Source organism: Bacteriovorax sp. As-1 (assembly GCF_058446905.1).
The window spans coordinates 611661-637720 of the sequence record NZ_CP184341.1 but is presented as its reverse complement, the minus strand read 5'-3'; the positions used below and the strand labels follow the sequence as shown (position 1 = coordinate 637720).

General features: G+C 40.1%; 30 protein-coding genes. 20 read left to right on the top strand and 10 right to left on the bottom strand.

The genetic code is table 11. The features are described from left to right. Positions 1–28: 28 nt before the first annotated feature. The gene (locus tag ACN20O_RS03275; RefSeq protein ID WP_491637184.1) at positions 29–1276 is read left to right on the top strand and encodes a S41 family peptidase; all 1248 of its coding nucleotides are present in this window, start codon (positions 29–31) and stop codon (positions 1274–1276) included. Here ACN20O_RS03275 and ACN20O_RS03270 read toward each other — a convergent pair. Next, entirely contained in the window at positions 1245–2468 is a 1224-nt protein-coding gene (locus tag ACN20O_RS03270) for a M20/M25/M40 family metallo-hydrolase (RefSeq protein ID WP_491637182.1), read from the bottom strand. The genes ACN20O_RS03275 and ACN20O_RS03270 overlap by 32 nt on opposite strands. A gap of 123 nt (positions 2469–2591) precedes the next feature. Here ACN20O_RS03270 and ACN20O_RS03265 point away from each other — a divergent pair, with 123 nt between their 5' ends. The 4 genes from ACN20O_RS03265 to ACN20O_RS03250 all read left to right on the top strand — a co-directional run bounded on the left by ACN20O_RS03265 (position 2592) and on the right by ACN20O_RS03250 (position 9819). Next, complete coding sequence (locus ACN20O_RS03265) at positions 2592–5723, top strand: hypothetical protein (protein ID WP_491637180.1); 3132 nt, start codon at positions 2592–2594, stop codon at positions 5721–5723. An 82-nt stretch (positions 5724–5805) separates the two neighbouring features. Further along, on the top strand, positions 5806–6960 hold the full coding sequence (locus ACN20O_RS03260; RefSeq protein ID WP_491637178.1) for a TolC family protein: 1155 nt from the start codon (positions 5806–5808) through the stop codon (positions 6958–6960). Between the two features lie 28 nt (positions 6961–6988). After that, a complete protein-coding gene (locus ACN20O_RS03255; protein ID WP_491637176.1) occupies positions 6989–8509 on the top strand; it encodes a hypothetical protein in 1521 nt (506 codons plus the stop codon). A 20-nt stretch (positions 8510–8529) separates the two neighbouring features. Further along, positions 8530–9819: a hypothetical protein gene (locus ACN20O_RS03250; RefSeq protein ID WP_491637174.1), complete on the top strand. Its 1290-nt coding sequence runs from the start codon at positions 8530–8532 to the stop codon at positions 9817–9819. Between the two features lie 67 nt (positions 9820–9886). On the opposite strand, the gene ACN20O_RS03245 is transcribed toward ACN20O_RS03250, so the two are convergent. Then, positions 9887–10768: a phospholipase A gene (locus ACN20O_RS03245; protein WP_491637172.1), complete on the bottom strand. Its 882-nt coding sequence runs from the start codon at positions 10766–10768 to the stop codon at positions 9887–9889. A 150-nt stretch (positions 10769–10918) separates the two neighbouring features. Next, positions 10919–11101 (bottom strand): DUF1328 domain-containing protein, encoded by a 183-nt coding sequence (locus tag ACN20O_RS03240; protein ID WP_102244451.1) that lies wholly within the window; start codon positions 11099–11101, stop codon positions 10919–10921. Positions 11102–11276: 175 nt separating this feature from the next. Here ACN20O_RS03240 and ACN20O_RS03235 point away from each other — a divergent pair, with 175 nt between their 5' ends. The 3 genes from ACN20O_RS03235 to ACN20O_RS03225 all read left to right on the top strand — a co-directional run bounded on the left by ACN20O_RS03235 (position 11277) and on the right by ACN20O_RS03225 (position 13524). Then, positions 11277–12680 carry a sigma-54-dependent transcriptional regulator gene (locus tag ACN20O_RS03235; protein WP_491637170.1) on the top strand — a complete coding sequence of 468 codons (1404 nt, stop codon included), beginning with the start codon at positions 11277–11279 and terminating at the stop codon, positions 12678–12680. A gap of 143 nt (positions 12681–12823) precedes the next feature. Continuing rightward, positions 12824–13153 (top strand): CsbD family protein, encoded by a 330-nt coding sequence (locus tag ACN20O_RS03230; protein WP_491637168.1) that lies wholly within the window; start codon positions 12824–12826, stop codon positions 13151–13153. A 92-nt stretch (positions 13154–13245) separates the two neighbouring features. Further along, positions 13246–13524: an Hpt domain-containing protein gene (locus ACN20O_RS03225; RefSeq protein ID WP_491637166.1), complete on the top strand. Its 279-nt coding sequence runs from the start codon at positions 13246–13248 to the stop codon at positions 13522–13524. Positions 13525–13558: 34 nt separating this feature from the next. Here the strand turns inward: ACN20O_RS03225 and ACN20O_RS03220 are convergent, their stop codons facing one another. Next, the gene (locus tag ACN20O_RS03220; RefSeq protein WP_491637164.1) at positions 13559–14158 is read right to left on the bottom strand and encodes a hypothetical protein; all 600 of its coding nucleotides are present in this window, start codon (positions 14156–14158) and stop codon (positions 13559–13561) included. 227 nt (positions 14159–14385) lie between these two features. Here ACN20O_RS03220 and ACN20O_RS03215 point away from each other — a divergent pair, with 227 nt between their 5' ends. From ACN20O_RS03215 to ACN20O_RS03200, 4 genes are read left to right on the top strand one after another with little or no spacing between them, the layout of a single operon-like run. After that, on the top strand, positions 14386–14565 hold the full coding sequence (locus tag ACN20O_RS03215; RefSeq protein WP_491637162.1) for a hypothetical protein: 180 nt from the start codon (positions 14386–14388) through the stop codon (positions 14563–14565). Between the two features lie 54 nt (positions 14566–14619). Continuing rightward, positions 14620–16062 carry a sensor histidine kinase gene (locus ACN20O_RS03210; RefSeq protein ID WP_491637159.1) on the top strand — a complete coding sequence of 481 codons (1443 nt, stop codon included), beginning with the start codon at positions 14620–14622 and terminating at the stop codon, positions 16060–16062. Positions 16063–16079: 17 nt separating this feature from the next. Next, positions 16080–16514, top strand: a complete 435-nt coding sequence (locus ACN20O_RS03205; protein WP_491637157.1) for a response regulator — start codon at positions 16080–16082, stop codon at positions 16512–16514. A gap of 2 nt (positions 16515–16516) precedes the next feature. After that, positions 16517–18064, top strand: a complete 1548-nt coding sequence (locus tag ACN20O_RS03200; protein WP_491637155.1) for a sensor histidine kinase — start codon at positions 16517–16519, stop codon at positions 18062–18064. A gap of 3 nt (positions 18065–18067) precedes the next feature. Here the strand turns inward: ACN20O_RS03200 and ACN20O_RS03195 are convergent, their stop codons facing one another. The 4 genes from ACN20O_RS03195 to ACN20O_RS03180 form a co-directional block, all read right to left on the bottom strand. Then, entirely contained in the window at positions 18068–18229 is a 162-nt protein-coding gene (locus ACN20O_RS03195; protein ID WP_491637153.1) for a hypothetical protein, read from the bottom strand. A 9-nt stretch (positions 18230–18238) separates the two neighbouring features. Then, positions 18239–19288, bottom strand: a complete 1050-nt coding sequence (locus ACN20O_RS03190; RefSeq protein WP_491637151.1) for a hypothetical protein — start codon at positions 19286–19288, stop codon at positions 18239–18241. 9 nt (positions 19289–19297) lie between these two features. Further along, entirely contained in the window at positions 19298–19939 is a 642-nt protein-coding gene (locus ACN20O_RS03185) for a hemerythrin domain-containing protein (RefSeq protein ID WP_491637149.1), read from the bottom strand. A gap of 104 nt (positions 19940–20043) precedes the next feature. Beyond that, entirely contained in the window at positions 20044–20754 is a 711-nt protein-coding gene (locus ACN20O_RS03180) for a hypothetical protein (RefSeq protein ID WP_491637147.1), read from the bottom strand. Between the two features lie 288 nt (positions 20755–21042). Here ACN20O_RS03180 and ACN20O_RS03175 point away from each other — a divergent pair, with 288 nt between their 5' ends. Next, the gene (locus tag ACN20O_RS03175; protein ID WP_491637145.1) at positions 21043–21315 is read left to right on the top strand and encodes a hypothetical protein; all 273 of its coding nucleotides are present in this window, start codon (positions 21043–21045) and stop codon (positions 21313–21315) included. A 32-nt stretch (positions 21316–21347) separates the two neighbouring features. Here ACN20O_RS03175 and ACN20O_RS03170 read toward each other — a convergent pair whose 3' ends face one another. Further along, positions 21348–21854, bottom strand: a complete 507-nt coding sequence (locus ACN20O_RS03170) for a hypothetical protein (RefSeq protein WP_491637143.1) — start codon at positions 21852–21854, stop codon at positions 21348–21350. Positions 21855–21917: 63 nt separating this feature from the next. Further along, complete coding sequence (locus tag ACN20O_RS03165) at positions 21918–22409, bottom strand: CsbD family protein (protein ID WP_491637141.1); 492 nt, start codon at positions 22407–22409, stop codon at positions 21918–21920. A 377-nt stretch (positions 22410–22786) separates the two neighbouring features. Here ACN20O_RS03165 and ACN20O_RS03160 point away from each other — a divergent pair, with 377 nt between their 5' ends. The 7 genes from ACN20O_RS03160 to ACN20O_RS03130 all read left to right on the top strand — a co-directional run bounded on the left by ACN20O_RS03160 (position 22787) and on the right by ACN20O_RS03130 (position 26051). Continuing rightward, positions 22787–22972: a DUF1328 domain-containing protein gene (locus ACN20O_RS03160; RefSeq protein ID WP_491637139.1), complete on the top strand. Its 186-nt coding sequence runs from the start codon at positions 22787–22789 to the stop codon at positions 22970–22972. A gap of 42 nt (positions 22973–23014) precedes the next feature. Beyond that, positions 23015–23287, top strand: a complete 273-nt coding sequence (locus ACN20O_RS03155; RefSeq protein WP_491637137.1) for a hypothetical protein — start codon at positions 23015–23017, stop codon at positions 23285–23287. Positions 23288–23331: 44 nt separating this feature from the next. Then, on the top strand, positions 23332–23946 hold the full coding sequence (locus ACN20O_RS03150; protein WP_491637135.1) for an outer membrane beta-barrel protein: 615 nt from the start codon (positions 23332–23334) through the stop codon (positions 23944–23946). Positions 23947–24081: 135 nt separating this feature from the next. Further along, positions 24082–24438 (top strand): BON domain-containing protein, encoded by a 357-nt coding sequence (locus ACN20O_RS03145; RefSeq protein ID WP_491637133.1) that lies wholly within the window; start codon positions 24082–24084, stop codon positions 24436–24438. Positions 24439–24448: 10 nt separating this feature from the next. Then, positions 24449–24982, top strand: a complete 534-nt coding sequence (locus ACN20O_RS03140) for a DUF3341 domain-containing protein (RefSeq protein WP_491637131.1) — start codon at positions 24449–24451, stop codon at positions 24980–24982. A gap of 63 nt (positions 24983–25045) precedes the next feature. Further along, positions 25046–25177 (top strand): hypothetical protein, encoded by a 132-nt coding sequence (locus tag ACN20O_RS03135; protein WP_491637129.1) that lies wholly within the window; start codon positions 25046–25048, stop codon positions 25175–25177. A 16-nt stretch (positions 25178–25193) separates the two neighbouring features. Continuing rightward, complete coding sequence (locus ACN20O_RS03130; RefSeq protein ID WP_491637127.1) at positions 25194–26051, top strand: YihY/virulence factor BrkB family protein; 858 nt, start codon at positions 25194–25196, stop codon at positions 26049–26051. The last annotated feature ends 9 nt before the right edge of the window (positions 26052–26060 follow it).

The window sequence follows — 26060 nt, the reverse complement described above, 5'->3', positions numbered from 1 at the left end:
TTTAGTTTTATTACTTCTTGGCAGTTTTATGAGTTGCTCACGCAAACCTGAAGAGCAGGTCATAAAACTCCTTGAAGAAAAATACGCTAACCTCTACATCAATAATGAAACTCACAAACGAGAAGTCATTAAAGAGCTAGAAGAGTATCTTCAGAAAAAACCAATCGATGACAATAACATTGAAGAAATCCGCCAGATCTTACACCGTATTAATGACGGGCACGTGGTGATTTTTGATGGACGCAAAGAAAAGAACCTTCGCTTTCAAAGTGGAATAAATTTTGTCAAAGGAGCTTACGAGCTAAGAAGCTGTCCGACGTGTTCTCCGGCCATACCAGAAGACAAGTATGAAATCATCGGTATCGATGGACTGAGTCTGTCTGAGTATTTAAAGAAAAATCACAATACAGTTGCCGGCTCTACCGAGTGGGGAAGAAATTATCGTCTGGTAAGGCTTTTAGAAGAGTCGACTTCATCTAAACCTCTGGCCATAAAGTTGAAATCAACGACTGGAAAAGTCTTAAGCACAACACTCAATTGGACCCCTTCAAAAATGCAGTACAATCCTTGCGTGAGTTCGGAGAGATTAAAAAACAATGTCTATAAACTCAATATCCACAACCTGTGGTGTGATGAAGGAAAAGACAATGTAAGCCGCGAAGGAGTTTACGAAAACTTCAAAAGACAATTCGATGAGGCCACTGCGGGAATTACCGACAACGATAGAATCGTCATTGACCTAAGAGAAAACGGTGGAGGAGGCGATCTTGAGGTGGAGTACACTGTCAACGCTTTCATTGAAAAACCGGTCATGCTTTATCACTACAAATACCTAAGAAAGACTCATCCGGGAAAGAGAAAGTGGATTGAGAAATTCTGGCCGTTTCGTCTAAGCCTATGGTCGCAGGATGAATATGATTACACTCGTCCCATTCATAGACCAAAAAAGACTTTTTATAATGCTAAAATCATCACTATGATTTCTCATGGGTGTTTTTCTTCGTGTGAGTCGATAGCTTCAGTTTTAAAAGAAGAAAAGAGAACTCTGCTGGTTGGATCTAAGACTCACGGTGGGGCCGGTGACCCGGTTATTTTCCCTCTGGGGGAGACACCTTATTCGATCAACCTTCCCACTTGCATTACATGGCAATACAAAGATCACTTCTATGAAGGTGAAGGAGTTATGCCTCAGATCGTCTCTGAGCAGGACCCGAAGAATAAAGAAGATACAGTTTTAAAATTAGCTATTGATCAAGTTCTAAAAGATAAGCAATAGCAAGTTTCGTAAACTTCACCGCATGAACCGAGTCGAAATTCGACTTGTCAAAGGTGTCTTCCACAGAATGGATATAAGGATTTTCTTCTTTAATTAAAGCTTCGGCCGGAAAGCTTGCGCGGAAGCCGTAATAGTTCCAGGCCGCGTGGTCCGAGCATCCATAATTACACTGATCCCAAGTCCACGGCAGTTTTAAGTATGTATCAATCAAAGAGGCCAGGAATAAATTCTGGTCATTGTTTGTGAAGTCGCTAATTAAAGCAAAATCGTAATCCGGGCTGCCTTTATAGTTAACACCATCGAGTTGTAGGACTCCGATGACCTTAGCTTGTTTGTCACGATAAACGCGGGCCAGGTCGTAAGACCCCTGAATTCCCACTTCTTCAGCAGCATAAGCAATAATTTGAATTGTATGTTTTGGCTTGTAGTTTTGCTCAACGATGATACGAGTAAGATCACTTAAGATCGCGATTCCGGCAGCGTTGTCATCAGCACCTGGAGCTGCAACCGCAGCACTATGTTCAGTGTCGTTAATAGAATCACCGTGGCCGCCGATGACGATAATTTCATCTTTTAATACCGGGTCCGATCCTTCGATCGTTAAAATAACTGATGGTTGATCGTGAGTTTGGTAATAAAAATAATCCACCTTCATGTCATTGCGAGAAGCAGTTAAACGCTCCCATTCACTGCCAATCCACTTAAGGGCGGCTACACCTTCTTCAGACTTATAAAAGCGCGTTTTATAAGAAGTAAGGTGAGTGATAACACTATTAGTGTATTGGCGAGAAACTTGTGGAAGCCATGATTCAACCAACGAAGCTTGGTTGATTGAGTAGTCGGGATTAATAAGTTTTTGAAAGTCGTACTCGCCAAATGTGCTTCTGACGAGGGCCTTCTTATCCATTAGTTTTACTTCAACTTCTGGTTTGTTGTGAATGACGCGGTAGCCACCACATCTTTGGAAGTTGTGGTGAATGAAATGAGAAATTTTATAAGTCTCTTTTTCTTCGACTCTGAAATAAGTTTCCTTACTTCCTTTAATGACATCTTTATATTCAAAAACTCTTTGTCTTGAATCAGTAATCGATTTTAAAACGAACGGCTCAATCCCAATCCACATATCGAGGGCGCTGGCAGCTGTTGTCCAAGTTGTTAAAACAAGTAGAGTTAATGCAATTTTATTTTTCATAACCACCCTTATAGTACAAAAAGTATAGGCTAAGAGAATTGGGGTAAAAATTACAGAGGACGTGGCCGATCTGTCAAATGAAGCTTAGAACTCCGATGCTCAATAAAGTAGATGGGGTTGTACGTGATTTCTTTAAAAAACCTTTTGAAGGCGCTTGGAACAGTGTCTTTATTCTTAAATATTTCTCACGCAGATGAGTTGTGGACCAAATCACAATTGGGAAGCAGGAATTATCTTTCGATTGAAAAAACTGATGAGGGGTTAAAACTAAATCACTTCTTTCAGGAAAAAGGAGAGTTTCAGACTTTAATTGGTTCATTTAATTTTAAGAAGAAATCTGACTTAGAAAATTACATCGTAAAAACCTTTCCTAATTATCAAAAAGTCTCTTCGCTTACCTCATGGCCGATTCAGGCAAAAATTGTAAAAGATCAGGATAAGCTTTTTGGAAAAGATAAAAACCAATACATTTGGCTGGCAAAAAACCAATGGAATGATGAGTGGGAAAGAAAATATGCGGCCTGGTTACAAAATGAAGTGACGCCGGAATTTTTTAAAAAATACAAAATTCAAACAGACTGTGCTGATGCTTTAGTTGGTCTTCGTTGGATTTTCGCCCGCATGAATTCACTTCCAGTCGCCAATACTGTTGCCGATACTGGTGGGCTTTTTGGCCATTACTCGATGAAAAAAGAGTGGCGCAAATATGATACGGCCACCAACTGGTACGATGATGAACTATTCATGGCGGCCCTTGATTACGTCATGAATTTAACCAGCACCAGAACTGTGGTGAATGATGGTTTCCCTGTCAGAATTGATAAAGAAGGTCTGATTGCCGGAACATTTATCATCACTCAAAATAATGGTTCAGGTCACGCCAAAATTATTACAGAAACTCATTATGATGAAGCGACGGAGCTGCCGGTTTACACTCTGGCCTCAACGAGCCCGCGTGCCCTTCGCGTTTTAGCTAAAGAAGTTTTTTTAGACCAAGACTGGCCTTATAAAGGAAACAAAGAAATCATGGCCTTCAGATGGCCGGTGGTTGTTAACTCAACATGGGTTTTACAAAAAAAGGACGCCAGACCTACTTATTCAGAAGAGCAGTTTGATCCATCTATTAAAGATGAATTTCCGGCCTTCATTCAATTTGTTCTATCGCGTGTAAAAGAAAGTTACGACCCGCTAAAACTGGTTGAAATGGGTGTTAATGATATTACTGGCTATGCCCAACAACGTGTCCAAATCGTTACAAAAGGTTACGAATACTGTAAAAGAAATGACTGCCGTCCGGGAAGTACAGGTGATGAAGACTGGGGAACACCAGCTAGAGATGCCAAACTTCTAAAGAAGTTCCACGACATCGATATGCTGGTTAAAGAATTTGGAAATTTCTCGCCGGGACTTAATGACCGTTGGGTTGCAGGTTTACGTGCGGCTAAGATTACGATTGAAGGCGTGCCTGTGACATTAACAGGACTGCGCTTTATTATGGAAAATAATCTTTTTTCGAGCTTAGGTTCTGATACACCTGCAAGAAGATGGGGATTAAATGCTGATGAACTAATGACGAAGTGGATGGGGCAGGTTCAGAAACTTTTTTCAGATAGAGATGCGGTTATTGCAAGGCCTGAAAATCCATGCAGCACAGACTGTTTCCCAAAAACGAATTTATGGGTAGGACTAAGCACTTATCACATCGACCTGGAGTTAAACCAACTCTACACTGAGATCACGACCTACTGTACTTTGATTGACGTCCGCGCTTGCCAGACCTTCTTTGAGACGAAGGCTCAAAAGGCCTTAAGCTTTAACGGCGAAACAAAAACTCTGCAAACCTGGTTCAAAACCATTCCTTATTTTCACTCTGACCCAAGGGCCGAAATTAGCCGTCGTTGGGGAGTGATTCCGGCCAATATCAGAGCAATGGCGCTTCCTTATTTCGATACAATTAAAGTCTCACGCAACTCACTTGCGATTTTAGATTCAAATAAACTGATGAACCTAAAAGATGGAAAAATTCTTTTTACAGCTAATAACGACACGAGAATTATTCTGACAAATGCAGGTGTCGTGTACAAAATCAACGATACAAAAGGACAGATCTTTCGCTTCAACCTTGCCGATTCAAACTGGGTTGAAATCGCCGATAGCGATAAACTTTTAAGCATTGAAAAAGAGCGCCAGGTTTATGTTCAGGAACAAGACGGTTACACCGTTTTTAGAAAGCCTCTTTCAAACGGACAAATTATTTTTAGAATCAATAATGATCAAATTGAGTTTATCAAAGAACACAGTGGGGCCACTCGCCAGCTGGGAACATTGATGACGACAGTGTTGGATAAAAATACCATCAGCTTCATTGACCTGGACCGCACTTTAAATGTCGATATAACTGTTCCTTCTAGTGCAGTCTTCTTCGATATGAATCATGTTCATATTTCTTCATATCAGTACCCTGAGGCCATCGTTGAATACCGCGATCAGGACCAGGATTTATATTACTCTGTGATTGTGAATTTAGAGAATAAGACCTGGACTAAAATTGCTCCGGCAATAGATGAACCAGCAAGCTTAATCTGGTCAGACGCCAGATTAAAAAAGGCCTTGATTCAGACCAAGTTTAGACAGGAGTTTCCTGAAGTTTATGCTGTTTCTTGGGATTTGTTTTCACAGTTTCAAGTTCAAAAAATGAACAATTTAGTACTGGGAACTAAAATCTCAGGGGATACGGTTTATTTTATTGATGGTCTAGGCGGTGTCTGGGATCAAAATCCCAAGACAAAGTTAATTGAGTGGGGTAAGAAGCTCGTCGAACTTCCGGGACCAACACCAAATTCAGAGGTGAAATTTTTAACTTCACTTGGAGCTTATTTTTCTTCAGATGAAACTGGTACTCTGCGAACTCTTAACAGCGTACTTGGGGAACCAAAGAGTTTCAGGCTGCCTAAAGATTTACTTCCAGAGAATGAATTTTGCCAAATTCAGACTAAAACTGAGGATATCTTTAGTTTTAGATTCAGTCCAAGTTATGGAGATTATTCATGTATGGGCGGTAGTCTTTTGAAAAGCGAGATAAGTACTTCAAAAGATGAACTAGTCCCTCAATTTTCTCACTACTCTTGGATAAACAAAGAAAGTTTGTTAGACCTTCGTTGGCATCAAACTTTCGCGGAGTTTGATGTTCAGAAAGGTCTCCTCATTGGCCTTGGAAAGAATATCGGCCTGTGGTGGGATGAGAAGGCAGAGTAAAAAATACAGTGTGATTAAAGTGTTGGAAGGATTCCTAAATAAACGTGCTAAACATAGTTAATAAAATTTTGGAGATGTGTGTATGAAAAAGATTATCGGTTTTGTGGTCCTGATGGGGCTATTTGCTGCCCAATCATTCGCTGGAGAGCAGTACTCTCTTCAAAGGGCGAAAGAGCAAGTTGTTAATGAAAACATCAAAGTTTCAATTGCGTATGAGCAGTACGTATTAGTAAAAAGTCAGGCAAGAACGAAGTCACTTCAACTTCTTCCAACTCTTTCAGTAGATATGCTGATTTACGATTACCAATATGCAATCCTTCGTACACTAGTACCAGAACCATCAAGATTCTTTGAAGCAGCAGCACAGAAAGACTTAGCACAAGCCGCTAACGTTAACAGAAGAATCGTTCAGAAAAACCTTCTTGAAGATCTAGAAAACACAATGTTCCTTTTCCAATACCACAATGAAATGCTTGAATCTTTCAAGAAAGAACAAGCGATCACAAACGAAATCGCAGCTCGTTCACAAGAAGCTTACGATCTTGGTGCGATCGACTTCTCTGAGTACTACAGAACTCAAAGAAACGTAGTTTCTTCAAAGACTCAATCAGTAAACGGAAACGAACTTGTTAAGACTGAAGAATTTGCACTTAAGTTAATCCTTCAAGTAAAAGACAACCAAGAAGCTCTTGGAATCGACCAACTTGAATTTTACAACGAAGGCCTTGACTTCCCAGCTACAGCAGAAGAAGCAACTAAAATCGCAGTTAACAACTCTAAAGAAGTTGAGCAATTTGACTGGATGATCTCAGCTGCTAACAAGCAAAAGAAAGGTGTCGCTCTTTCTTGGATCTCTTGGGGTGGTGTAGGATTTGATTACTTCTCAAGAGTGTCAATCGCTAAGCACGAAGTTAACAAAATCGAACTTATGAAGAAAAAAGCTATCTACGAAATCAAAAACCAAGTAGTAGCTCAATACTCACAAATCGAATCTCAAAAACAAAAAATCGCTTACCAAGCGCAGTTATTAGACATGGCCAGAGAAGAGTACGCTCAAGCTCAGGCAGCACAAACTGACCTTTTAAACTCTTTCATCGCGACTAAAAAAGCGGAACTAAACGTTATGTACGCAGAGAGAGAAGCTTCAAAACTTAAGTACGAACTAGAACTTAAGTACATCAAGCTTAAGCGTCTGATTGGTGCAAACATGATTACAAACGAGATCCCTCGTTCATAATAACGGCTAGGTAAAAGGAAATACTTATATGAAAAAACTAATTGCAGCAGCGCTGGTTTTATCGATGAGTGTGGCTAACGCCGCCGTCGTAAACCCGCTTCCAAATGTCAGAGATAATCTTGAAGCAATGTTAAAAACTACGGAAGGAAGAAAATCGATCAGCGAGATGAAGAAAATCGCTAACGACAGAAACACTGATGTAGATATCGCTTTCGAGAACTATATTATTGCTAAAAGAAACGTTTCAGTAGCAAGAGCTCAATTCAACCCAATTACAACTGGTCACCTATTAGGGATGGCAATGGGGCTGAGTTATTTCTGGGCACCAATTGCCGTTGAAGCAGTTCTATCAATCCCAACTAAGATCTATAACGTTTCTAAGAACAAGTACCTTGAAAAGGCCGCTCTTTATAACCTATACGATGCACGTGATGTTCTTAACAACGAACTAGCTCACCTTTACTACGATATCCTTACTCACGAAGTTATCCTTAAGACAATCGATCTTGAAGTTCAGATCCTGAGCTACCAACAAGAAAGATGGATCGAAAGAAAGTTCTCAGCTGATAGAATCGCTGACCTTAAGAAGTGGATCCTTCGTTTGAACATGGAAAGAGTGGACATCTACAACATGTACACTTCTGAGCTTGCAGCGATCAGAACTCTGATCTCTACAACTGACGCTAACAAGTATGAACTTGCTCAAGTAGAAGCTAGACTTAATAAAGGTCTAACATCTGATCTTGACCAAAGAAGCCTACAGAGCTACGCACTTTTAAACAGTGATAAGCATAAAATGGCGATCAATATGGAGCGCGCTTCTCAGGCAAACGTTAAGTCTGTTAAGTGGTCAATCATTTCATTCTCAGGATTGAATTTCTCTTATAAAAGAAGAGTTAAAGAAGCTAAGAATGAAGAAACAATTGCAGAGTTAAGAAAAGAATCAGTAGGGGAAGAAGTGAAGACAAATGTTTTACTTCAACTACAAAAGCTAGATTCATCACTGGATATTTCTGCTAACTACGGCTCAATCTCTGAAGACTCACTTCAAATGTTTGCTGACTCTTATGAAGCAAGCCAAATGGGACAAATGAGCGAAGACGCAGTTATTGAAACTGCTCTTGGTGCTATCCGTGATTACAGAAGTAAAGTAGTGGCCCATTACTCTGCATGGTCTTCATACGAAGACTTCGCAACAGCTTCTAACTACGATTTTACAGCTAACCCAAAATTGGCTTCTAATAAATCAGCTCAGTCTCTAATTGAGACAAATCCTCTTTATAGATTGGAAGAGTCTGACTTCAGAATCGTGAAGAAAGATGGATACACTTCATTCACATTATCACTTGATACTGACAAAAAAGACGCAGTTGCTGAGGTTGATTATATCTTCACAGGCAAGAGCTTCCCGAACAGATCAAATGACAATGAGAACAGTAACTTTGCTGTAACACTTCAAACTGGAGAGAATTCGCCTTCAGTTGTGTCAGGGGTTGCTATCGTGACATTGAATAACGGACACCAATTTAACGTTAAATTTAAGCTTTAAAATAAACTGAGGTTAATAATATGAAAAAACTACTTTTGATCCTGGCACTTGTTGCATCGGTTCCGGCCTTCGCTCTAAACGCGAAACTTGAACCAGCTGTAAAAATGGTAGAAGCGTGTCTAGCAGAGCAAGGCGTTCTTCTATGTAACAGCGAAATCACTGAAGTCCTTAAGACTGTAAGTCTTGATGCAAGAGGTGAGTTCGTTTACTACTTAAAAGACCTTGTTAATAAAAATGAAACTGAATCAGTTATCAAGAATCTTTACACTGAACTTCAAGTCCTGGTTCCTGTTTATGAAAAACTTGATGGATGTTCTGAGTGGTCATGCCGTGACCTTAAGATCTTCCTTGGGGACGTATCAGTTCGTTACGTAAAAATTTCTCCAATCGACTCAAGCCTATACATCACACTTTACAAGGCCCAAGCTGTTCAGTCAGGTCGTTACAACCTACTTATGACACTTTCAACCAAAGCTCTAACAGCTAAGACTGTTTCAGAAATGGATGAAATGGTAAAATTCGCTGAATTCGCAAAAGACTACTCTCGTGCGATTAAAGATGAATACTACTTATACCAAGCTGGTGTTGCTATCGTTCGCGATATGACTCTTGCTGCGATGAAATTACGTCCAGGACACGAAGGTGTTTACAAAGTAACTTTCGACAACGCTGAAATGGCGAAAAACTTAAGAATCGACAACGTAATCGTTATGGAGTCTAACGACCGTGACGCTCTAGTTGTTAACTTTGTTGCATCTCAATCAAGAATCATCAAAGTTTCTTTCAAACAAGCAGGTCTTCTTGGAAACACATTCTTCTCTAACGAAGATGTTTACAACAATGACAACAACCAGGAAATCCAGTCTCCATTCTTCAAAATGGAACTTGATAGAGAAACAAAAACTGTAAAAGGATACTTCGCAACAGCTCGTTACGGAAAATCAACTTTCACAGGAACTCTTGCTCAGTCAAATATCTCTGTATACGGACAGGGCAACGTTGAAGGTCTTTCAATCGACCAACTTGTTGGTAAGCACGCTGTAAACGTTGGTGGATACGACATGACTCTTGTTATCGGCAAGAGAGCTGACGATAGATCTACTTATGAAGGTGCTCTTGTTAACCAAAACGCACTTATCTCTTTCTCAAAAGTATCACTGGATTCTTCTAAAGGGATTATCTCTCTAGTTGACTCTAAGAATGAAAGAAAGCTTACTCTTGGTGTAACTGACATCTCGAATTCTCCAGTATTCAAAGGACAATTCCTGAACTCAGCTCAAGCTAAGATTCTAAGCGTGCAGTCAAAATAATAACTGCCAACTTACGATTTAAAAAAAAGGCCACCTTCGGGTGGCCTTTTTATTTTTGGCGAATAAATTAAAAGAAAAGCATTAGTCCAAGACGGGCATTGCTTTGTTTCTTGTCGTAGCTAAGCAGGTTCTCAGCATATCCACTGAAGTATTGAAAATAGATTGAAGGGTTAAAATTAGGGCTTCCGAAGTGGTAGATAAGCCCAAGTTCGCGTCCACCGCTGCTGAAGTTGATCACTTTTTTTCCGGCAAACACTCTGTACTCCAGGTCTAATCGCCCTTTTCCTACAGTCAGGATGTGGGTGATAATCATCTTGAGTTCCCAGTACCCCATGTAGTCGACGATATTGCGGTTATTGCTTGCTTTACTGTAGATGTGCTGAAGTTTCAGTTCTCCCAGGATATTGTTTCGTCCAATGTGAGAAGCGAAATTTGTTTTGGCGAAAAGGCGGTTGATGGAGCGGGATGTATCACCATCTTCACCATTTGATGTATGAAGCATACCAATGTCTAAAGAGCGCATAAACTTTGTATCGTTTTCCGTCAGCCTGTAGAAAGCTTCCGGGTTGTAGTTAATGTCACCAAATGGAGCAGAGGTCTCGTAAATATTCCAGAACATCGTCTGGGTATAACCTAGGTAAAGGTTGTAGGATTTGGCGACTCTGTATTTGCCGCTAAATTGCAGCTTTAAATCGTCCTTCCCAAAAATAAAGTAGGTTGGCTGGTAGAGAGAGAATTTCTCTCTTGGATTAACTCCTACGACGTCTGATGATGCCTCCTCAATCTCTTTTTGAGGATCGTGCTTTTGAATTTCTTCGTTAATTTTTTCTTCGTTGCTGGTGGTTCCTTCAACAGGTGTGGCCGAAAAGGCCTGAGGTGAAAGTGTGAAGACCAGATAGAAAACAAGTGCTTTAAACATTCCGTGTCCTAAAATAAAAAAAGCAGTCATGCTTTTTTCTTCCAGTGATAAATTCTTATCAGTGAATGAGAGATAAAAAGAGTGACTGCATTTTGGATTTTTTTTTCCTTAAGCATGAGGGCCTTCAATTTTGCAGGATTGAAGACCCGTCAAACTTATTTAAACAATGTCGTTTGAAAGTTAAGGGAGGTGTTTTCCACCACCGCCTCTAATTAGGCCAACAACAAAGCTTAGGATTGCTAAAACGATGAATACCATCAGTAGAACTTTACCAACTTCAATTGAAACCCCGGCGATTCCATAAGCCCCAAAAAGCATGGCAATAAGCCCCAATACGAAAAAAATAATGGCTGCGCGCAACATATCTATCTCCTTTTAAGAAGTTCACGACTCTAATTCTATTTAAAAGCAGGACTTATGCCATATTTGAATTATTAAATTACATGCACTTAGCAGATGGGGGTTGACAGGTTTTGGGAAATATGCCACACTTGCCACATTAACGGTACTAAAAACCCCAGAGAGTAAAAAAAACCCCATGAAAACAAAAAAACTATCAACACTCATGATTATCGATGATGATAAAGACCTTTTAGACCTGCTTTGCTCGTTCTTTAAGCAAAGAGGCTACAACGTTGTTACGTACGAAGATGCACGACTTGCACTGGACGATATTGAGAGTTCAAAAGTAGCAGTCGATGTTGTTCTATCGGACTTCAAACTTCCGGTAATGTCGGGAGTGGATTTCATCAAGCGCATTAGAAAAATTAATTTAGTTCTGCCAATCATTCTGATGACGGCAGAAGGAAGTTTAGAAGTTTCTCTTGAGGCCATTGAGGCCGGAGCCTATGACTTCGTTTTAAAACCGCTTCACTTTCCACAATTATTAATTTCTGTTCAAAGGGCTCTTTTCTTAAATCAGGTGCAAACTGAGAACAGTAACCTGAAGAGTCTTTTTAACGAGCAAGACTTCCTTGGGCTTAAAGGTGTGATCGGAAGAAGCCCGGGTTTTAAACAAGCGATGGAGCTGGCAAAAAGAGTTTCAAGTTCTCAGGCCAATATTATCATCAGCGGAGAAAGTGGATCTGGTAAGGAAGTTGTCGCTCGCGCAGTTCATGAATTAGGTGAGAGAAAAAATCAACCATTTATTGCTATTAACTGTTCTGCTATTCCGGAAAACTTGCTGGAGTCAGAGTTATTCGGTTACGCGAAAGGGGCCTTTACCGGAGCGATGGGAAGTAAAGTTGGTCTTTTTGAAGAGGCCAATAACGGAACATTGTTCCTGGATGAGATCGGGGATTTAGCCCTGCCGTTACAAGCAAAACTTCTGCGAGTGCTTCAAGAAAGAAAAATTAAGCGTATTGGTGAAAACCAACCGAGAGATATCACCGCAAGAATTATCTGTGCGACTCACAAAAATTTAAAGAAAGAAGTGGAAGCTGGGCGATTTAGAGAAGACTTATACTTTCGTTTGAATGTTATTCCGATTTACATGCCACCTCTTCGCGATAGAAAAGAAGACATTCTTCCTCTGTCTGAATACTTCCTGAAAAAATTCAGTCTAATGAACAATGTGAACATTAAAGGATTTACGAAAGAAGCAATTAAAAAACTGGAATCGCTACCATGGCAAGGGAACGTCCGCGAACTGGAAAATGCGATTGAAAGAGCAGTCGTTCTAGCGCAGGCGGATTTTATCGAGCCGGACGATCTGCCAAATACAGATCATTCTGGCGAAGAAAAGAAAATGGAAGGTGTTGCTGATGGGGCCCTTTTCTCAATCAACTCACTAATGACTTTGGAAGATGTTTGCAAAAAATACATTGAGTTTATTTTTAAGCGTAATAATTTTGCCAAAGAGCAAACAGCGAAAGAACTAGATATTGATCGTAAAACGCTTTATCGAAAATTAAAAGAAATCGAATCATATGAATTGAACTAAAAGAAGGGGGTAAATTACCCCCTTCTTTCTTTTTTCTCTTTTTAACAATTCAAATTTACATCAAAAAAATTGGCAGGCCATTTGCTCTCTTATTAGTGATCTCCAACGGAGAAAATCATTGGAAAAAACAATAGGGAGGCTTTATGCATTTTGACACAAACAAAGAAACAAAACGTGATTTCGTCTTAAATGAAGACACAATTAAAGGGAGATGGACTGAGGCCAAAGGTGAGATTAGAAAAATGTGGGGCAAGCTCACAGATGATGAACTGGAGCAGGCAAAAGGTGATTTGACGGCGCTAACTGGGATTATTCAAAAACGTTATGGTGAGTCGAAAGAATCCATTCAGACTAAACTAAACGATTACTTCTCTGATACCTGGGGCAACGTGAAAAGTGGAATTGCCAGAGGAGCAGAAAAAGCTAAAGAAGCAGTCGCTGAGGCTACAGAAAGTGCAAAGCAAAAGCTTTAAGAACAAATGTTATACGTGTCTTAAGAAAATTTAAGATGGAACCCAATGTTTTGCACCTTGATTACTTGTAAAAGAGGTGTAGATTCTTTTTCATGGAAATTATGAAAGACCAAAAACTCGTCTATTTATCCAGAAGGCAGGCAGAAGTTGCTCAGCTTAAGGAGAGTCTTGCAAAAGATGATTTCGAGTTCTCTCAGGTTGTCGGCCACAGGCTTAAGGGACATGGTGATACCTTTGGTTTTCCCCAGATCAGCGCTCTTGGAGTATCGCTGGAAACAGCGGCTAAAGACCGCAATATGGAAAAGCTTAAGGAAATCGTGAAGACTTTAGATGACATGGTCGAAGAAAATATCCGTTTAACAAATACGTAAAAAAAAAGGGTGGTTTTAAACCACCCTTTTTCTTTTATTCAACTTCAGAATAATCCACCATAATTAATGCTTTTCCGGCCTTGTCTTTCATAAAGGCATTAAGCTCTGTTCCTGCAGGAACGGCGTTAGGCTGACCAAAAACTTTTTTCGTTTTGTAGTCATCACCTCTGAAGAACTCATTGACCTTGTTTGGACGTTTGGCCATGTTGTAAGTGGCGTAGTCTCCATCAGTATTTAAATCTTCTTTTAGATATTTTTCAATTGCTTTACTTCTTTCTTTAGCAATCGCTACATCGCGGTCAGAAAGCCTTGCGCCTTTTTCACTTGGGTACTCCTTATCGGCCCAAGCAAGAATCTTGATATCGTCGATTGGCTTACCTTCTTTTTTGGCCGTATTGATGAAGTTTTTTAGGTTTCGTTTTCCAGCTTCACTTAAGCGTTGAGTCCCTTTATCGAACTCTAAAACAGCGTAGTAAGCATCAGTCGATGAAACGGTAGTTGTTGCTTTTTGCTCACCGTATTTTTGTGCTTCATACTTGTTTGTTGCTTTGGCCGTTTCCATATTGCCTGATGATGAACATGCTGCTGCAGTAATAGCAAAAAAAAGTGCTGCAAAAATTCCCTTTGATCTCATGTTAACTCCTCATAGTTAAGCCTCATTATTGAAGCCTTAATGCTCTAGTGAAAAGCAAGTCCGATACCTATTTTTCTAAACATCTATTGGACAAAAATACCGGGAATACTGCCTCAAAAAAGGAGGGCATTTTTAGTGAATCAAATAAAATTAGTGGGTTACTTTATGCCCCATATGTGTCCCAATTTGGCCTGTCCTTTGCTAAATTAAAAACTCAGGAGTGAAATATGAACACAATTGCTGTTATGCTAGGGACTGGCCTTATTAAAAAAGAGAGAAAAATAAAGACCTCTACAAAAAATAAGAGCGAGAAAACATCGCGTCGTTCAAGACGAGATGTTTCTGTAGAGATGTTTCTCAGAGAAATTTTGGGAACAAGTCTTATCCAATTGGAAAAAAAATTTTAATTCTTTGTTTAATAGGATATGGTAGCCAAACCAATTTCTTCTAGTGGAAAGGTTATGCAACAGCTGCCAAAAAATCTTCTGTCTTCAATGATAGATCGTGGGGATCATCCTGTAGATCCAAGAGAATTTAAAAAAATTCTTTTCCAAGCGACTATTCTACCGATCGCCCTTTCTCTTTTACTTTCTATTCTATTTGTTAAACAAATTTATACCGTTTTAGAGGAGAACCACAAGATTCGCCACTCTGATGAAGTTATCAATACGGCCACTGAGGGGGTTAAGCTCATTATCGATTCTGAGACAGGTTTTAGAGGGTATATCATTACTAACAATGAAGCTTATTTGGGACCTTGGGTTAAGGCCCAATCGAAGTTTTTTATCCTGGCCGATAAAATTATTGATCTGGTTAGGGACAATCCGATTCAGCAAAAAGAAATCCGTGAGATTAAAACTCTCTACACCGGATGGAATGAAAATGCTGAAGCCACGATTGCTTACCGAAAAAAATTCAAACAACCATCACCTGATGAAATGATCACAGCCCGCAAGGCGATTATGGATTCTGTTAGAAAAAATTTTGATGAATTCATTGAGAGGGAAAGGACCCTTCGAAATAAACGCTGGGCAGAGGCCGAAGAGGCATCGCGGGATGCTGTCGTTGTGACGCTTACACTGGGAATCGTCCTGGGGATATCTCTGGCCGTCATGTCGATTCTTCAATTAAGACGCCTTTCGAGAAATTATAGTGAAGCTTATTCATCACTGGCCGAAGCGACTGACCACCTGGAAGAGACAGTTGCCCTGAGAACCCATGAACTCACGCTGGTTAACAAAGAGCTTGAAGCCTTTAGCTATTCAGTCTCACACGACTTAAGAGCGCCATTAAGAGGGATTGATGGCTTTAGCCAGATTCTAGTGGAGGAGTACTCTGATAAGCTGGATGGTGAGGCCATTAAGTATTTAGGGTTTATTCGTTCGGGTGTGCAGAGAATGGGCGTGTTGATTGATGACCTTATCAATTTGTCACGACTGACTCGTGCAGAGTTTCGCAAAGAGGATGTGGATATTTCTCAAGTGGCTTCTGACATTGTTGCTGAGCTTAAGCTAAATGAGCCGCAGAGAAAATTTGAGTTTACTAATTTTTTACCGCAGACCGTTTCGGCCGATCCAGGTCTTTTAAGAGCGGCCTTGCAGAATTTAATTTCCAATGCATGGAAATACTCTCGCACAAAAGAAGTGAGCATTATTGAGTTAGGTCAAATTTATAAAGATGGAAAAGTCACTTTCTATGTGAAAGATAATGGTGTCGGTTTTGATATGCGTTTTTATGATAAATTATTTCAACCTTTTCAAAGACTTCATCCCAAAGAACAGTTTGATGGATCAGGAATTGGCCTGGCCACAGTCAGTAGAATTATCCGCCGCCATAATGGAAGTATCTGGGGAGAGTCAGAGTTAGGAAAGGGAAGTACTTTTTATTTCACATTAGGCGCGTAATTATTGCAGGAGATTTAATGAAAACAATGCCCTACATTTTTCTGATTGAAGACAATGAGCAGGATGAAATCTTGACCATTAAAGCATTAAAGAAAAATAATGTTCTAAATGAAATTAAAGTCGCCCGCGATGGTGCTGAGGCCCTGGATGTTCTGTTTAATCAGGAAGCCGCTAATTATGAAAAAGAATTACCACAGTTGATCTTGTTGGATTTAAAACTTCCAAAGATCGATGGTCTTGAAGTACTGAAAAAAATCAGAAGCAATCCGAAGACAAAGCTTGTACCTGTAGTGATCCTGACAACTTCAAAAGAAGACAGTGATTTACTTTCCGGCTATGAATCAGGTGCTAACAGTTATGTGAGAAAACCTGTCGACTTTCATGAGTTTTCAGATGCAGTCAAGAGCCTGGGAACGTATTGGTTGTTACTTAACGAGAGGCCACCAGTTTAGTCATGATTAAATTACTGAACATTGAAGACTCAGAAGCAGACTATCAGCTTATGCTGTACCACCTTAAAAAAGGTGGGATTATGGATATTTATTCTGAGAGAGTTGAAACAGAAGCACAGCTGCGTGAAGCTTTGGCCCGCGAGAAGTGGAATCTTGTCATCTCAGATTACAATATCCCTGGCTTTAGTCCTCTCAATGCTTTAGGAATCGTCCGCGAGACTTCAAGACATCTTCCTTTCATCGTGGTCTCTGGATTAGTCGGAGAAGAAAGTGTCGCCGATATGATGAAAGCAGGAGTAGAGGATTTTGTTATTAAGTCCCGCTACGAACGCTTGACTCCGGTGGTGAAACGCGCTCTTCGCGAACATGAAATTCATGAGCAAGAAATGAAATCTCGTGCTATTGCCAAAAAAGCTCTTGAGGCCAAAGAAGAGATGCTGGCAATTGTATACCATGATATTAAAAATCCCCTGGCTGCAATTCAGTTGGATGCGCAGTTACTGGAACTGCTTTCGTACAAAGAGCCTAATGAAGAAATGATGGGTGATTTAAGAATTCAGGCAAAAAGAATTTTAAGAACAGTTGATCGCCTCAAAGTTCTTGTAAGCGATCTTCTGGAGCATAATAAACCAACAGCAGAAACAGATTTCGAGCACAGTTTTATTATTCGCAAGGGCTTTTATAATCCTCTTCAGGTGCTCAATGAGGTTCTGGATTCGTACAAACCGCTTATTCACGAAAAAGATCTTTCGATTAAAAAGATCGTCTTTCAAAGAAAGATGATGGCCTCTTTTGATAAGGACCGTATCTACCAGGTGCTTTCAAATCTTTTAAGTAACGCCTTAAAATTCTCTCCTAACGGAGGGGATATTATTATTGAGCTGGAAGAAACAGAAAAAGGTGAAACCATTATTGCTGTTACTGACAGTGGACCGGGAATTGCCGAAGAGAATATAGATAAAATTTTTGAGAAGTATTGGACTGGTGGATCGGGGAATGGATTAGGGCTTTATATTTGTAAGTCCATCGTTGAGTCCCATGAAGGAGTCATCAAAGTAGAGAGTAAGCCTGGCAAAGGTGCACGATTTAGTTTTACTATTCCTCGTTGTGAAAAGGCCATTGTTTATGCCGAGCACTCAAAGGATGAACAAAAACTAAAACAGGAAAGAAAAGAGCCGAACTCAAAGAATATTTACATCGTGGATGACGACGAAGATTTGCGAGAAGTCATGACCTGGGCGATTGAAAAAGAAGGCTACAGAGTCTTCTCTTACGGCAATCCGAAAACGGCACTGGAAGATTTAAGTCTGACGGCCTTTCCGGCAAGCTTGATTATTCTCGACTACCACATGGATAAAATGACGGGAAAGGATTTCCTCAATATGAAAAAGCATAGTTCTCTGGCGTCGATTAAAAACTGTCCGGTCATTATGGTCTCTGCGGCCCCTCAAGTGGTCAGAGAAACAGTTGATCCTCAGCTTTATTCAGAAATACTTCTAAAGCCTCTTGATCTTAATCGTTTAATCTCAGCGATCCGCAGGTATCTGTAAAAATTATTTTACATGCGGATCGTTAGCAACTGGGGCCTGCATCGTCGGTTCACCAACAGTAGTTTGTTCAACTGTCGGAGGTTGAGCAGGAGTTGTGGGCGGTGGTGTCTCGCGAGAGCAGCTGACGAAGACAAAGAGGGCAAGTGGTAAAAAGAAAAGCTTCATAAAGAACTCCTAATTTTCCATATGGTATTTGTTTTCAATTCCAGGTTGAAGTTTTTTCTTAAATCCATTTTCAATGGCCTTAGAAATCCCTTGTCCTGTATCTATATTGAATTTTCCATCGTAATTGAAATCCATATACGTCGCCACGGTTTTTGTGTCCGAGTCTCTGAGAATTAGATTTCCAATGGCCGTCAGTATTTCAATTCCAAAATGTTTTATGCTGATAAATTTTTCTTCGTTTTTAACGACATCAACATCTCTAATAAAAGGTTTGATATAACCCTTAATCGTCTTGTCACTGCTTTTTGCTTCGGCATAAAGGTCAATTTTTCCCTTCGTAAATGTTAGAGGAAGATTGCGCTTTAAAACTTTGTTTAACGTCGTCAGGTCAAAGTCCTTAAGTTCGACATCGACATCCCAAAGTACAGGCTTTTGAGTGAGGTTAAGACTGCCAATAAAGACAAACTCAGATGAGCCTTGCAGAGAAGCTGTCATATTAAAGTTTGAATAAGGGTCTTCTTTAGAGGAAGTGAGGTTGGTTATGCGACCATTTATATTTTCAATACGCAGCCTGGATTCATCATCAAGAGAAGGATACTCTTCAAAGACGACACGGGCATGGCGCAGGTCTACAGTCTCCACTTTGACAGGAAAAAGTGTATTCTTAATGTCCTGGGCCTCTTTTTTTGCGTTGGGAACTGAGAGTTTGCTCATATCTTTCAAGAAAAGAAAGTCGACATTTTCAGTGACGATGTCGGTGACGATTTTTCCCTGGAAAATTTGTCTCCAGGCAATGGAGACATCGACGGAATCAATGGTGATAAAACGCTTTTCATCGCCTTTGAGATTTCCATAAATTTTTTCGAAGCGGTAAGACCCACGAAGAATGCTGATGTCCAGATCATCCATATGGAGGTAGTAAGTGGGAGAGAATTCGCTTAGGTATTTATTGCTCTGGTGAAGCAGGATCTGGGGAAGAACCATACGAAAAACAACTAAAAGAACAATAATGGCAAACGGGATATAAAATTTTTTCTGCTTTATGAAGGCCTTATTCATTCAGAAACCTCATGTCTTGATAAATTGAGGAGACTGAGAAACGATGGCACCGATATAACGATTGACCTTTTTCACAAAATCTCCTGACCATTGGTAAATATTTCGTTTTGATTTGCAGGAATTATAGTAAATTTCTTTCTGGAGTTCGGGGTAATTTTCCAGCTCCTGGGGAGTAAAGCGCCTCAGAATCATGAATTGGAAACCAATTTCATTGAGAATACCCTGATCAAGGTTTTCTTTAATGAGTGGAAAAAGGTTTTTTTCTTCTTCATCAATATGGTTTCGGACGATTTTTGCAAGAGTTCTGATTTCGGCCTCGGTTACATCATCTAAGTCTTTGAGTCTGACCATTCTAGGCCAGAGCGTAGAAACCATGCGTTCCATAATAGCGTGTTCGACTTCACATTCGAGGACTTTTGCATGAAGTTCGTCCATATCAATTAAAGAATCATAAACAGTTTTTTCTTCTGCGGCCGAGTGTTTCGTGAGAGTGTCGAGAAAGGTTCTGGCGAAAAATAATTTTTGATGCTTGTCCACCTCATCGTTAAGGATGACTTCTATGCATTCTCGCAAATAAGCGTGATCGATTAAAAGAATGCCAACGATATTAAAACTATTGTCTGTAGCGATCTCTTCACTGATATTTTGCATGGTAATCTCCATTGACCAGGACGAATATATTTAAAAATAGATTGAGTTTTGAAGAATTAAAACTCTGCCCCGGAGGGCAGAGTTTCAACAAAATGTAGTCGGAACTACATCTTCTTTTTAGCATCGTTAGACGACACTTCGGATGATTTAGGTGCAGCTTTCGCTGTAGATAGTTTGGTTGCAGAAGAGCGATCTCTTCCTAGGGGGATATCCGAGCTCACGCTAGGATCTTGAGAAGGGTAGAATTCATCCGGTGAGGTAAAATCTGCATATGATTCATTTTGATCTAATTGATTGTAGTATTCATCGACGTTTTCATCGTCCACTGACGAACGTGAATAACCTGAATGATTTGAAGTAGAGTAAGCTGAAAGCTCATCATCTGCCTCGCGGTTGATGTTCGGGTGGTGATCGATTTTAGCGTAATTAGCGTTCAGTCTTCTTTCAGGAGAATCTCCATGAAAAACTTCATCTAAATCAGTTGAAGGATGCTCTTGATAAATGGGTGTCTGGCCCATGCCATCAGCTTGAGAGATTCCTGTCCCCGGGTGGGTTTCAAGAGTCTTCGAAGTCAATGGAGTGATTTCAGTTTTTGGAGAAACACTCTTTGATGAATGCACAGACGACATACAAATACGTTCGTAAGTTTCATCGAACTCTTCATTGTTGCCGTATTTTTTGTGAACAAGTTGTCCTAAAGATTTTGGAGAACCATGCGTCTTTTCAACGTCCGCTTCGGATAACTTGTTCCAGCGGCTAAGAACTTGTGTCTTAATCGTCGGCCAATTATTTTGAATCTGTTGGTTGTTTAACATGATAAACCTCAATGTTTATAACTTTACGGATCTCTTGATCTCACTGATAACCATTGCACCATTGATGCCAAAATTTGAATTAATGATTTTACAGCGAGTTATTAAGAAATAGCTCGTCGAGTTAGGGGAAAATATCCTCAACCATGTAGCAGAATGGTCATCGTTGCGGTGCACTTGTTCCAAAATGCTCTGGTATTTATTAACATTTACGGGCACCAAATTTGCTTTAACTTCGGGGGGACCTTTCTTGGTTTCGTTTTTAATTTATCTATTACTATGGAGTGAATTATGGCAGTAAAAAAAACAGCACACAAAAATGGACGTCAGAAAAAGGTATTAAAGATGGTGGCAGAGGCCCATGCACACGACAAAGATAATATGGAAAGACAAGTGCTCAGACATGAAGAGGACGCTATTCGCCGTCAATTCCTGGTGATCAAGAAAGATTACAGTCGATTGATGAATGATGTAGCGACTGGTTATGGGTTGATCAGAAACTGGGTTAATCTTCAAGCGGTCAATAGAGGAGAGCTTCTTAAAGCTCGATTTATTAAGAATTAAAAAAAGGGAACCATTGGTTCCCTTTTATATTTTTAGTGTCTGATTTCTTCTTCAGTTTCAAAGTTTTGGGGAGTGGTTGATCTTGCTGTTGCCTGGGCAGTCTCAGCAGCGCGATTGAATTCGCGTTCTTTAACAAAATCCATAACGAGTAAAGCAAGTGCATCCTGAAGAGGATGAACAACTCCTACGTTTTCTTTGGTTAACGTTTCTCTTTGTTTTTCACGTTTTGGTTCCTGGAAGCTTCTAACTATCACTGCTCCGATAATTAAGCTCACCAGAGAGAGTGCGAGTCCCATGATGATCATAGATGAGAAATAGACGAATCCATTTTGATCGAACTGGGCACCGATATCGACAGCGACTAATAAAAGTCCTCCTGCAAACATAGTGGCCAGGGCAGAAGCAGCGGCAAAAAGAGTAATCACCGCAACGGCATTGCTTCTGATCATGTCTTTAATTTCTTCAACAGGATTAATGGTTGGATGTTCACTGGAAAAAAAGGGTTTGATAACTGAGAAAATCAAAAGTAGCCATTTCATGAAGGACCTCCAAACAGAAGAAGGGCCCATTTGCACGGGCCCTTCACTTCATTTTTATTTTAATTATCTGCGACGGAAAAAATAAGCTCCAGCAAGGAAGCCTACTGTCGCAGCCCCAAGAATGGCATAACCTGGGTTATCTTTAACTAGTCCGGTTGTTCTATCGACAACCTGTGCACTCAGGTCTCTTGCTCTTTGAAGATATTCTTTTCCTGGCTCAATGATATCATCTTCAATCATGTGACTAGCTCTTGCTTTGATTTTGTTAGCATCGTATTGACCATTTAATTGTGAAGCTGTTGCCATATATTTCTCCTTGGTGTTAGTAAGATCGCGAGCCGTATCGCGAAAGTAATCAGCATGTTTTGATTTGAATTTATCGAATTCTTCGGTAGCGCGCTCTTTGGTGAAGCCATAGGCCTTTTGAATTTTACCGACTAGCTGATCAACGCCGCCATCAAGATAAGTCAGGTCATCATCTGTTAGTTTTGACCAAGTTTGTTTTAGGTCACCTTTAAGATCTTTTAGTGATCCTTGGATCATATCTGTGTTCATATTCTTCTCCTTGAAAATACTAGAACCAATTTCTCGAAATAATCTATTCCAAGATTTATGCCAGCAATAAATCACTTTAAATTTTGGCAACTTGAAGCTTGTTGTAAAAAGAATTGGGGCAAATAGTGTAAGAGAATTGGGAAATATGGGACGTGAAAAGTAAGTTTTTTGGTGATCAATTTACATCATTATATGCATTTCCTTTTTTGGTAATGGCAAAAATCCACAGAGGACTTTTTTCCCGCGTGTTTGTAGAAAAAATCCTCACTATCCTAAGAAGCTCTATAAAATTGCTATGAAAAATTTGGCACACAAACTGCTTATACACTTTTGTGAAGTTTTCTTAACAAACTTTTATATGGAACAAGGAGTGAGACATGTTAAAGGCGGCGATTACATTTTTTATTCTTGGCATACTCGCAATGTTGCTAGGGACTTTTGGGGTTTTAGGCCTTTCAACGGATATGGGCGAAATGATTTTATCAGTTTTCTTTATCTTCGCACTAATGACTTTTATTGGCAGTGCAGAGATTGAAAGAAAACGTCATAAAGATATTCACTAAGTTTCCTTTATTAACCTGCATATCGAAATAAAAGGAGAGATTATGCAAATGAGAAAAAGTCTTTTAGTTCTAGTTACAATCACTCTAATTGGTGGTTTCACTTCAAATTATGCTCATGCTCTTGGAAAAGATGAGACAGTTAAAGAAAAAGCTGAAGAATTGGGCAATGACACAAAACGAGCTGCTAAAAAAGCAGTAAGAAAGGCCAAGGACGAAACTTGTGAAATGGTCGATGGAAAAATGAAGTGTGTGGGCCAAAAGATGAAGCATGCAGCTCAGAATGCAGGCGATAAAATCGAAGATGCAGTTGATTAAAAAATAATTTAAAAAGCATTTATATATTACGGAGGATTTTTATAATGAAAAAGTTTCTTTTTCTAGTGTCGCTTATTGCCTTCTCGAGCATCACTTACGCGCAAGAAAATAATGGAGGAGGTCTTTTTGTTGAACCTATGCTGACATGGGAAAGAGGAAGAGGGGATGTCGATTTTCCATCTCCATTTAGCAATGCAGATACTGAGCTTGATGGTTTTGGTGTCGGTCTAAGATTTGGTGGGCATGTATACAACTCTATTTTCTTAGGAGTAGATGGGCGTTATTCGATGCCTAAATTTAAGGACAATAAAATTAAAATGGACACTGATGCAAAATCATGGAACGTGGGTCCAGTTGTCGGAATCCAAATGCCTACGGCCATCGCTCTTCGCGTGTGGGCAGGATGGATTGTTGCCGGTGAAGTTGATCCGGATAAGGATGAAGGAGTTGATGCCAAATTTAAAAGCGGGCAAGGTTATCGCGTAGGTGCCGGGGTGAAACTTGGTTTTGCCAGCTTGAACGTCGAATACCAAAATATGAAGTATGACGACACTGTTTTACAAGAGGTTGGAGTCTTCACTCCAAACACTACACGAGGCGATGTTGAACTCAGCAATGAATCAATGGTTCTCAGTGTAAGTTTCCCGGTCGCTATCTAATCATTTTCACACGCCGAAGTTAAGAGCTTCGGCGTGCTCAAGTATTTTTTTTCAGGCCGGCACACGCTTTGCTCTTTAAATAAAAGGCGGACCTAAAAATACTGTAGCGCTTGGATTATTTATTAGGAGGAAAAAATGAAACTTTGGTCAATGTTAATGGTCATGGTTCTTTGTACATCTTATAACTCAGCAGTGGCCAAACAAGGGCCTAGTGCAAACCCTCGAGTGGTCGATCAAGAAATGGGCCTGACGGCCGGTGATCAGTCGAACAAACCTCAGGATGTATTGGTGACTAAAAAGATTCGAGCTGAATTGATGAAAGATACGGCACTTTCTATGAAGGCAAAAAATATTAAGATCATCGTTATCAACAATGGTGTGACACTTAAAGGAAATGTGGCAACTGCGGATGAGAGAGCAAGAATTCTTGAGCACGCTTATGTCACAGCTCCGAAACACAAAATTTATAATCAGATCAGTGTAGTGAAGTAAGGAGGAAAAGATGAGAACACTAAGTAGGGACAGAATGAATGTTTCAGTTTTCGGAATCTTTGACACCCGTTCATCTACGGAACGCGCTGTAGAGCGCTTAAAAACGTCAGGATTCAGAATGACTGATATTTCTGTATTGATGCCGGATAAAGATACTACCAGACAATTCGCCCATGAAAAACACACTAAGGCCCCCGAAGGAATTGCGACAGGTGCAAGCACAGGTATCGTTGTCGGTGGGACTCTCGGATGGCTGGCCGGCATGGGAGCTTTAGCTCTTCCTGGTATCGGGCCACTTGTGGCCGCTGGTCCAATTATGGCCGCTATCGCCGGTGCTGGTGTTGGCGGAACAGTCGGAGGAGTAAGCGGAGCACTTGTTGGTCTTGGGATTCCGGAATACGAGGCTAAACGTTATGAAGGCTCAGTGAAGGACGGAGGGATTCTTCTTTCAGTTCACTGTGATAATAACGACTCAATTAAAAGTGCTAAACAATTATTAGAAGTAACTGGAGCTCATGACATCGCTTCATCTACTGAAGCGTAGTTATTTTTTCATCCCCGCAGAAGTCCTTAACGACTTCTGCGGGTTACACAATAAGGAAGGGGTATGAAGAAAAAAATGAATGAATTAGTCGAAGATGTTCAAGGAAAAGTAGCAGTGCCTATTTTAATGTACATTCTTGGTGTGCCTGGGTTCGTTTGTATCCTGGCCTGGTTATTTTTCTTTAAAGGCAAATAGTTTTTTAAAGGATGTGATGGTCATCTCAACTCTAAAAAGAGGTTTGTTTAGATTTGGCCTTAGAATAAAAGAATTTATTTTTTTAATTTTAAAACACAATATTTTCTTTCATTCTTCGGCCATCTCATATTATGCGGCACTTTCAATTGCCCCATTTCTTTTAATTCTTTTACAGGTGGCAGCCTTATTAGGTCATAGAGTTCAAGCAGAACTTACCAGCCAGACATATTTTATTCTGGGTCCTGAAGTTGGACGAATCACTGAAATGATTTTTAACAATGCTGTTGAAGGTATTAGCCTGGCCTCTATCTCTGGAGTGATCGGTGTGGTTACTCTGCTTTTTACGGCATCTTTTGTTTTTATGCAGCTGCGGTTTTCCTTTGATATGATTTTTGGTTATTACGACCCTGATTCATCCCGAAGTTTTAAAGAAATTGTGAAGGAGCGTATGCTCTCTATGCTTTTTGTCGTAGCGATTGCAGTGTTGTTTCTTTTATCGCTCTTTGTCTCCAATATTGTTAAGTATGTCGCCGGGACAGATATGAATGACACTGTCCTCGGTCAAGTTCTCTCTAACCTTTTGAGCTTTCTGATCAACATGATGATGTTCAGCGCGCTTTATTATTTTGCTCCTTCAAAAACACCGAAAATAAAAACAGCAGTAGAGGCGGCGATTTTTACATCCGTGGCCTTTGTCTTTGGGAAAATATTAATTGGTCTTTATTTTAAAAACATTGCAATCAATTCAGTTTACGGGGCAACCGGGACACTTCTAGTGTTTCTTATCTGGGCCTATTACTCATCTTTTACGCTCTTTTTAAGCCTTGAAGGCTTTCTTTTTCTTCATCCGGAAAACCGACAGACAAAGACTTGAGCCATAGGG

Coding starts and splice junctions, on each gene's coding strand:
- ACN20O_RS03275 (WP_491637184.1), top strand. CDS start 29: ATGAGTTGCTCACGCAAACCTGAAGAGCAGGTCATAAAACTCCTTGAA.
- ACN20O_RS03270 (WP_491637182.1), bottom strand. CDS start 2,468: ATGAAAAATAAAATTGCATTAACTCTACTTGTTTTAACAACTTGGACA.
- ACN20O_RS03260 (WP_491637178.1), top strand. CDS start 5,806: ATGAAAAAGATTATCGGTTTTGTGGTCCTGATGGGGCTATTTGCTGCC.
- ACN20O_RS03255 (WP_491637176.1), top strand. CDS start 6,989: ATGAAAAAACTAATTGCAGCAGCGCTGGTTTTATCGATGAGTGTGGCT.
- ACN20O_RS03250 (WP_491637174.1), top strand. CDS start 8,530: ATGAAAAAACTACTTTTGATCCTGGCACTTGTTGCATCGGTTCCGGCC.
- ACN20O_RS03245 (WP_491637172.1), bottom strand. CDS start 10,768: ATGACTGCTTTTTTTATTTTAGGACACGGAATGTTTAAAGCACTTGTT.
- ACN20O_RS03240 (WP_102244451.1), bottom strand. CDS start 11,101: ATGTTGCGCGCAGCCATTATTTTTTTCGTATTGGGGCTTATTGCCATG.
- ACN20O_RS03235 (WP_491637170.1), top strand. CDS start 11,277: ATGAAAACAAAAAAACTATCAACACTCATGATTATCGATGATGATAAA.
- ACN20O_RS03230 (WP_491637168.1), top strand. CDS start 12,824: ATGCATTTTGACACAAACAAAGAAACAAAACGTGATTTCGTCTTAAAT.
- ACN20O_RS03225 (WP_491637166.1), top strand. CDS start 13,246: ATGGAAATTATGAAAGACCAAAAACTCGTCTATTTATCCAGAAGGCAG.
- ACN20O_RS03220 (WP_491637164.1), bottom strand. CDS start 14,158: ATGAGATCAAAGGGAATTTTTGCAGCACTTTTTTTTGCTATTACTGCA.
- ACN20O_RS03215 (WP_491637162.1), top strand. CDS start 14,386: ATGAACACAATTGCTGTTATGCTAGGGACTGGCCTTATTAAAAAAGAG.
- ACN20O_RS03210 (WP_491637159.1), top strand. CDS start 14,620: ATGCAACAGCTGCCAAAAAATCTTCTGTCTTCAATGATAGATCGTGGG.
- ACN20O_RS03205 (WP_491637157.1), top strand. CDS start 16,080: ATGAAAACAATGCCCTACATTTTTCTGATTGAAGACAATGAGCAGGAT.
- ACN20O_RS03200 (WP_491637155.1), top strand. CDS start 16,517: ATGATTAAATTACTGAACATTGAAGACTCAGAAGCAGACTATCAGCTT.
- ACN20O_RS03195 (WP_491637153.1), bottom strand. CDS start 18,229: ATGAAGCTTTTCTTTTTACCACTTGCCCTCTTTGTCTTCGTCAGCTGC.
- ACN20O_RS03190 (WP_491637151.1), bottom strand. CDS start 19,288: ATGAATAAGGCCTTCATAAAGCAGAAAAAATTTTATATCCCGTTTGCC.
- ACN20O_RS03185 (WP_491637149.1), bottom strand. CDS start 19,939: ATGCAAAATATCAGTGAAGAGATCGCTACAGACAATAGTTTTAATATC.
- ACN20O_RS03180 (WP_491637147.1), bottom strand. CDS start 20,754: ATGTTAAACAACCAACAGATTCAAAATAATTGGCCGACGATTAAGACA.
- ACN20O_RS03175 (WP_491637145.1), top strand. CDS start 21,043: ATGGCAGTAAAAAAAACAGCACACAAAAATGGACGTCAGAAAAAGGTA.
- ACN20O_RS03170 (WP_491637143.1), bottom strand. CDS start 21,854: ATGAAATGGCTACTTTTGATTTTCTCAGTTATCAAACCCTTTTTTTCC.
- ACN20O_RS03165 (WP_491637141.1), bottom strand. CDS start 22,409: ATGAACACAGATATGATCCAAGGATCACTAAAAGATCTTAAAGGTGAC.
- ACN20O_RS03160 (WP_491637139.1), top strand. CDS start 22,787: ATGTTAAAGGCGGCGATTACATTTTTTATTCTTGGCATACTCGCAATG.
- ACN20O_RS03155 (WP_491637137.1), top strand. CDS start 23,015: ATGCAAATGAGAAAAAGTCTTTTAGTTCTAGTTACAATCACTCTAATT.
- ACN20O_RS03150 (WP_491637135.1), top strand. CDS start 23,332: ATGAAAAAGTTTCTTTTTCTAGTGTCGCTTATTGCCTTCTCGAGCATC.
- ACN20O_RS03145 (WP_491637133.1), top strand. CDS start 24,082: ATGAAACTTTGGTCAATGTTAATGGTCATGGTTCTTTGTACATCTTAT.
- ACN20O_RS03140 (WP_491637131.1), top strand. CDS start 24,449: ATGAGAACACTAAGTAGGGACAGAATGAATGTTTCAGTTTTCGGAATC.
- ACN20O_RS03135 (WP_491637129.1), top strand. CDS start 25,046: ATGAAGAAAAAAATGAATGAATTAGTCGAAGATGTTCAAGGAAAAGTA.
- ACN20O_RS03130 (WP_491637127.1), top strand. CDS start 25,194: ATGGTCATCTCAACTCTAAAAAGAGGTTTGTTTAGATTTGGCCTTAGA.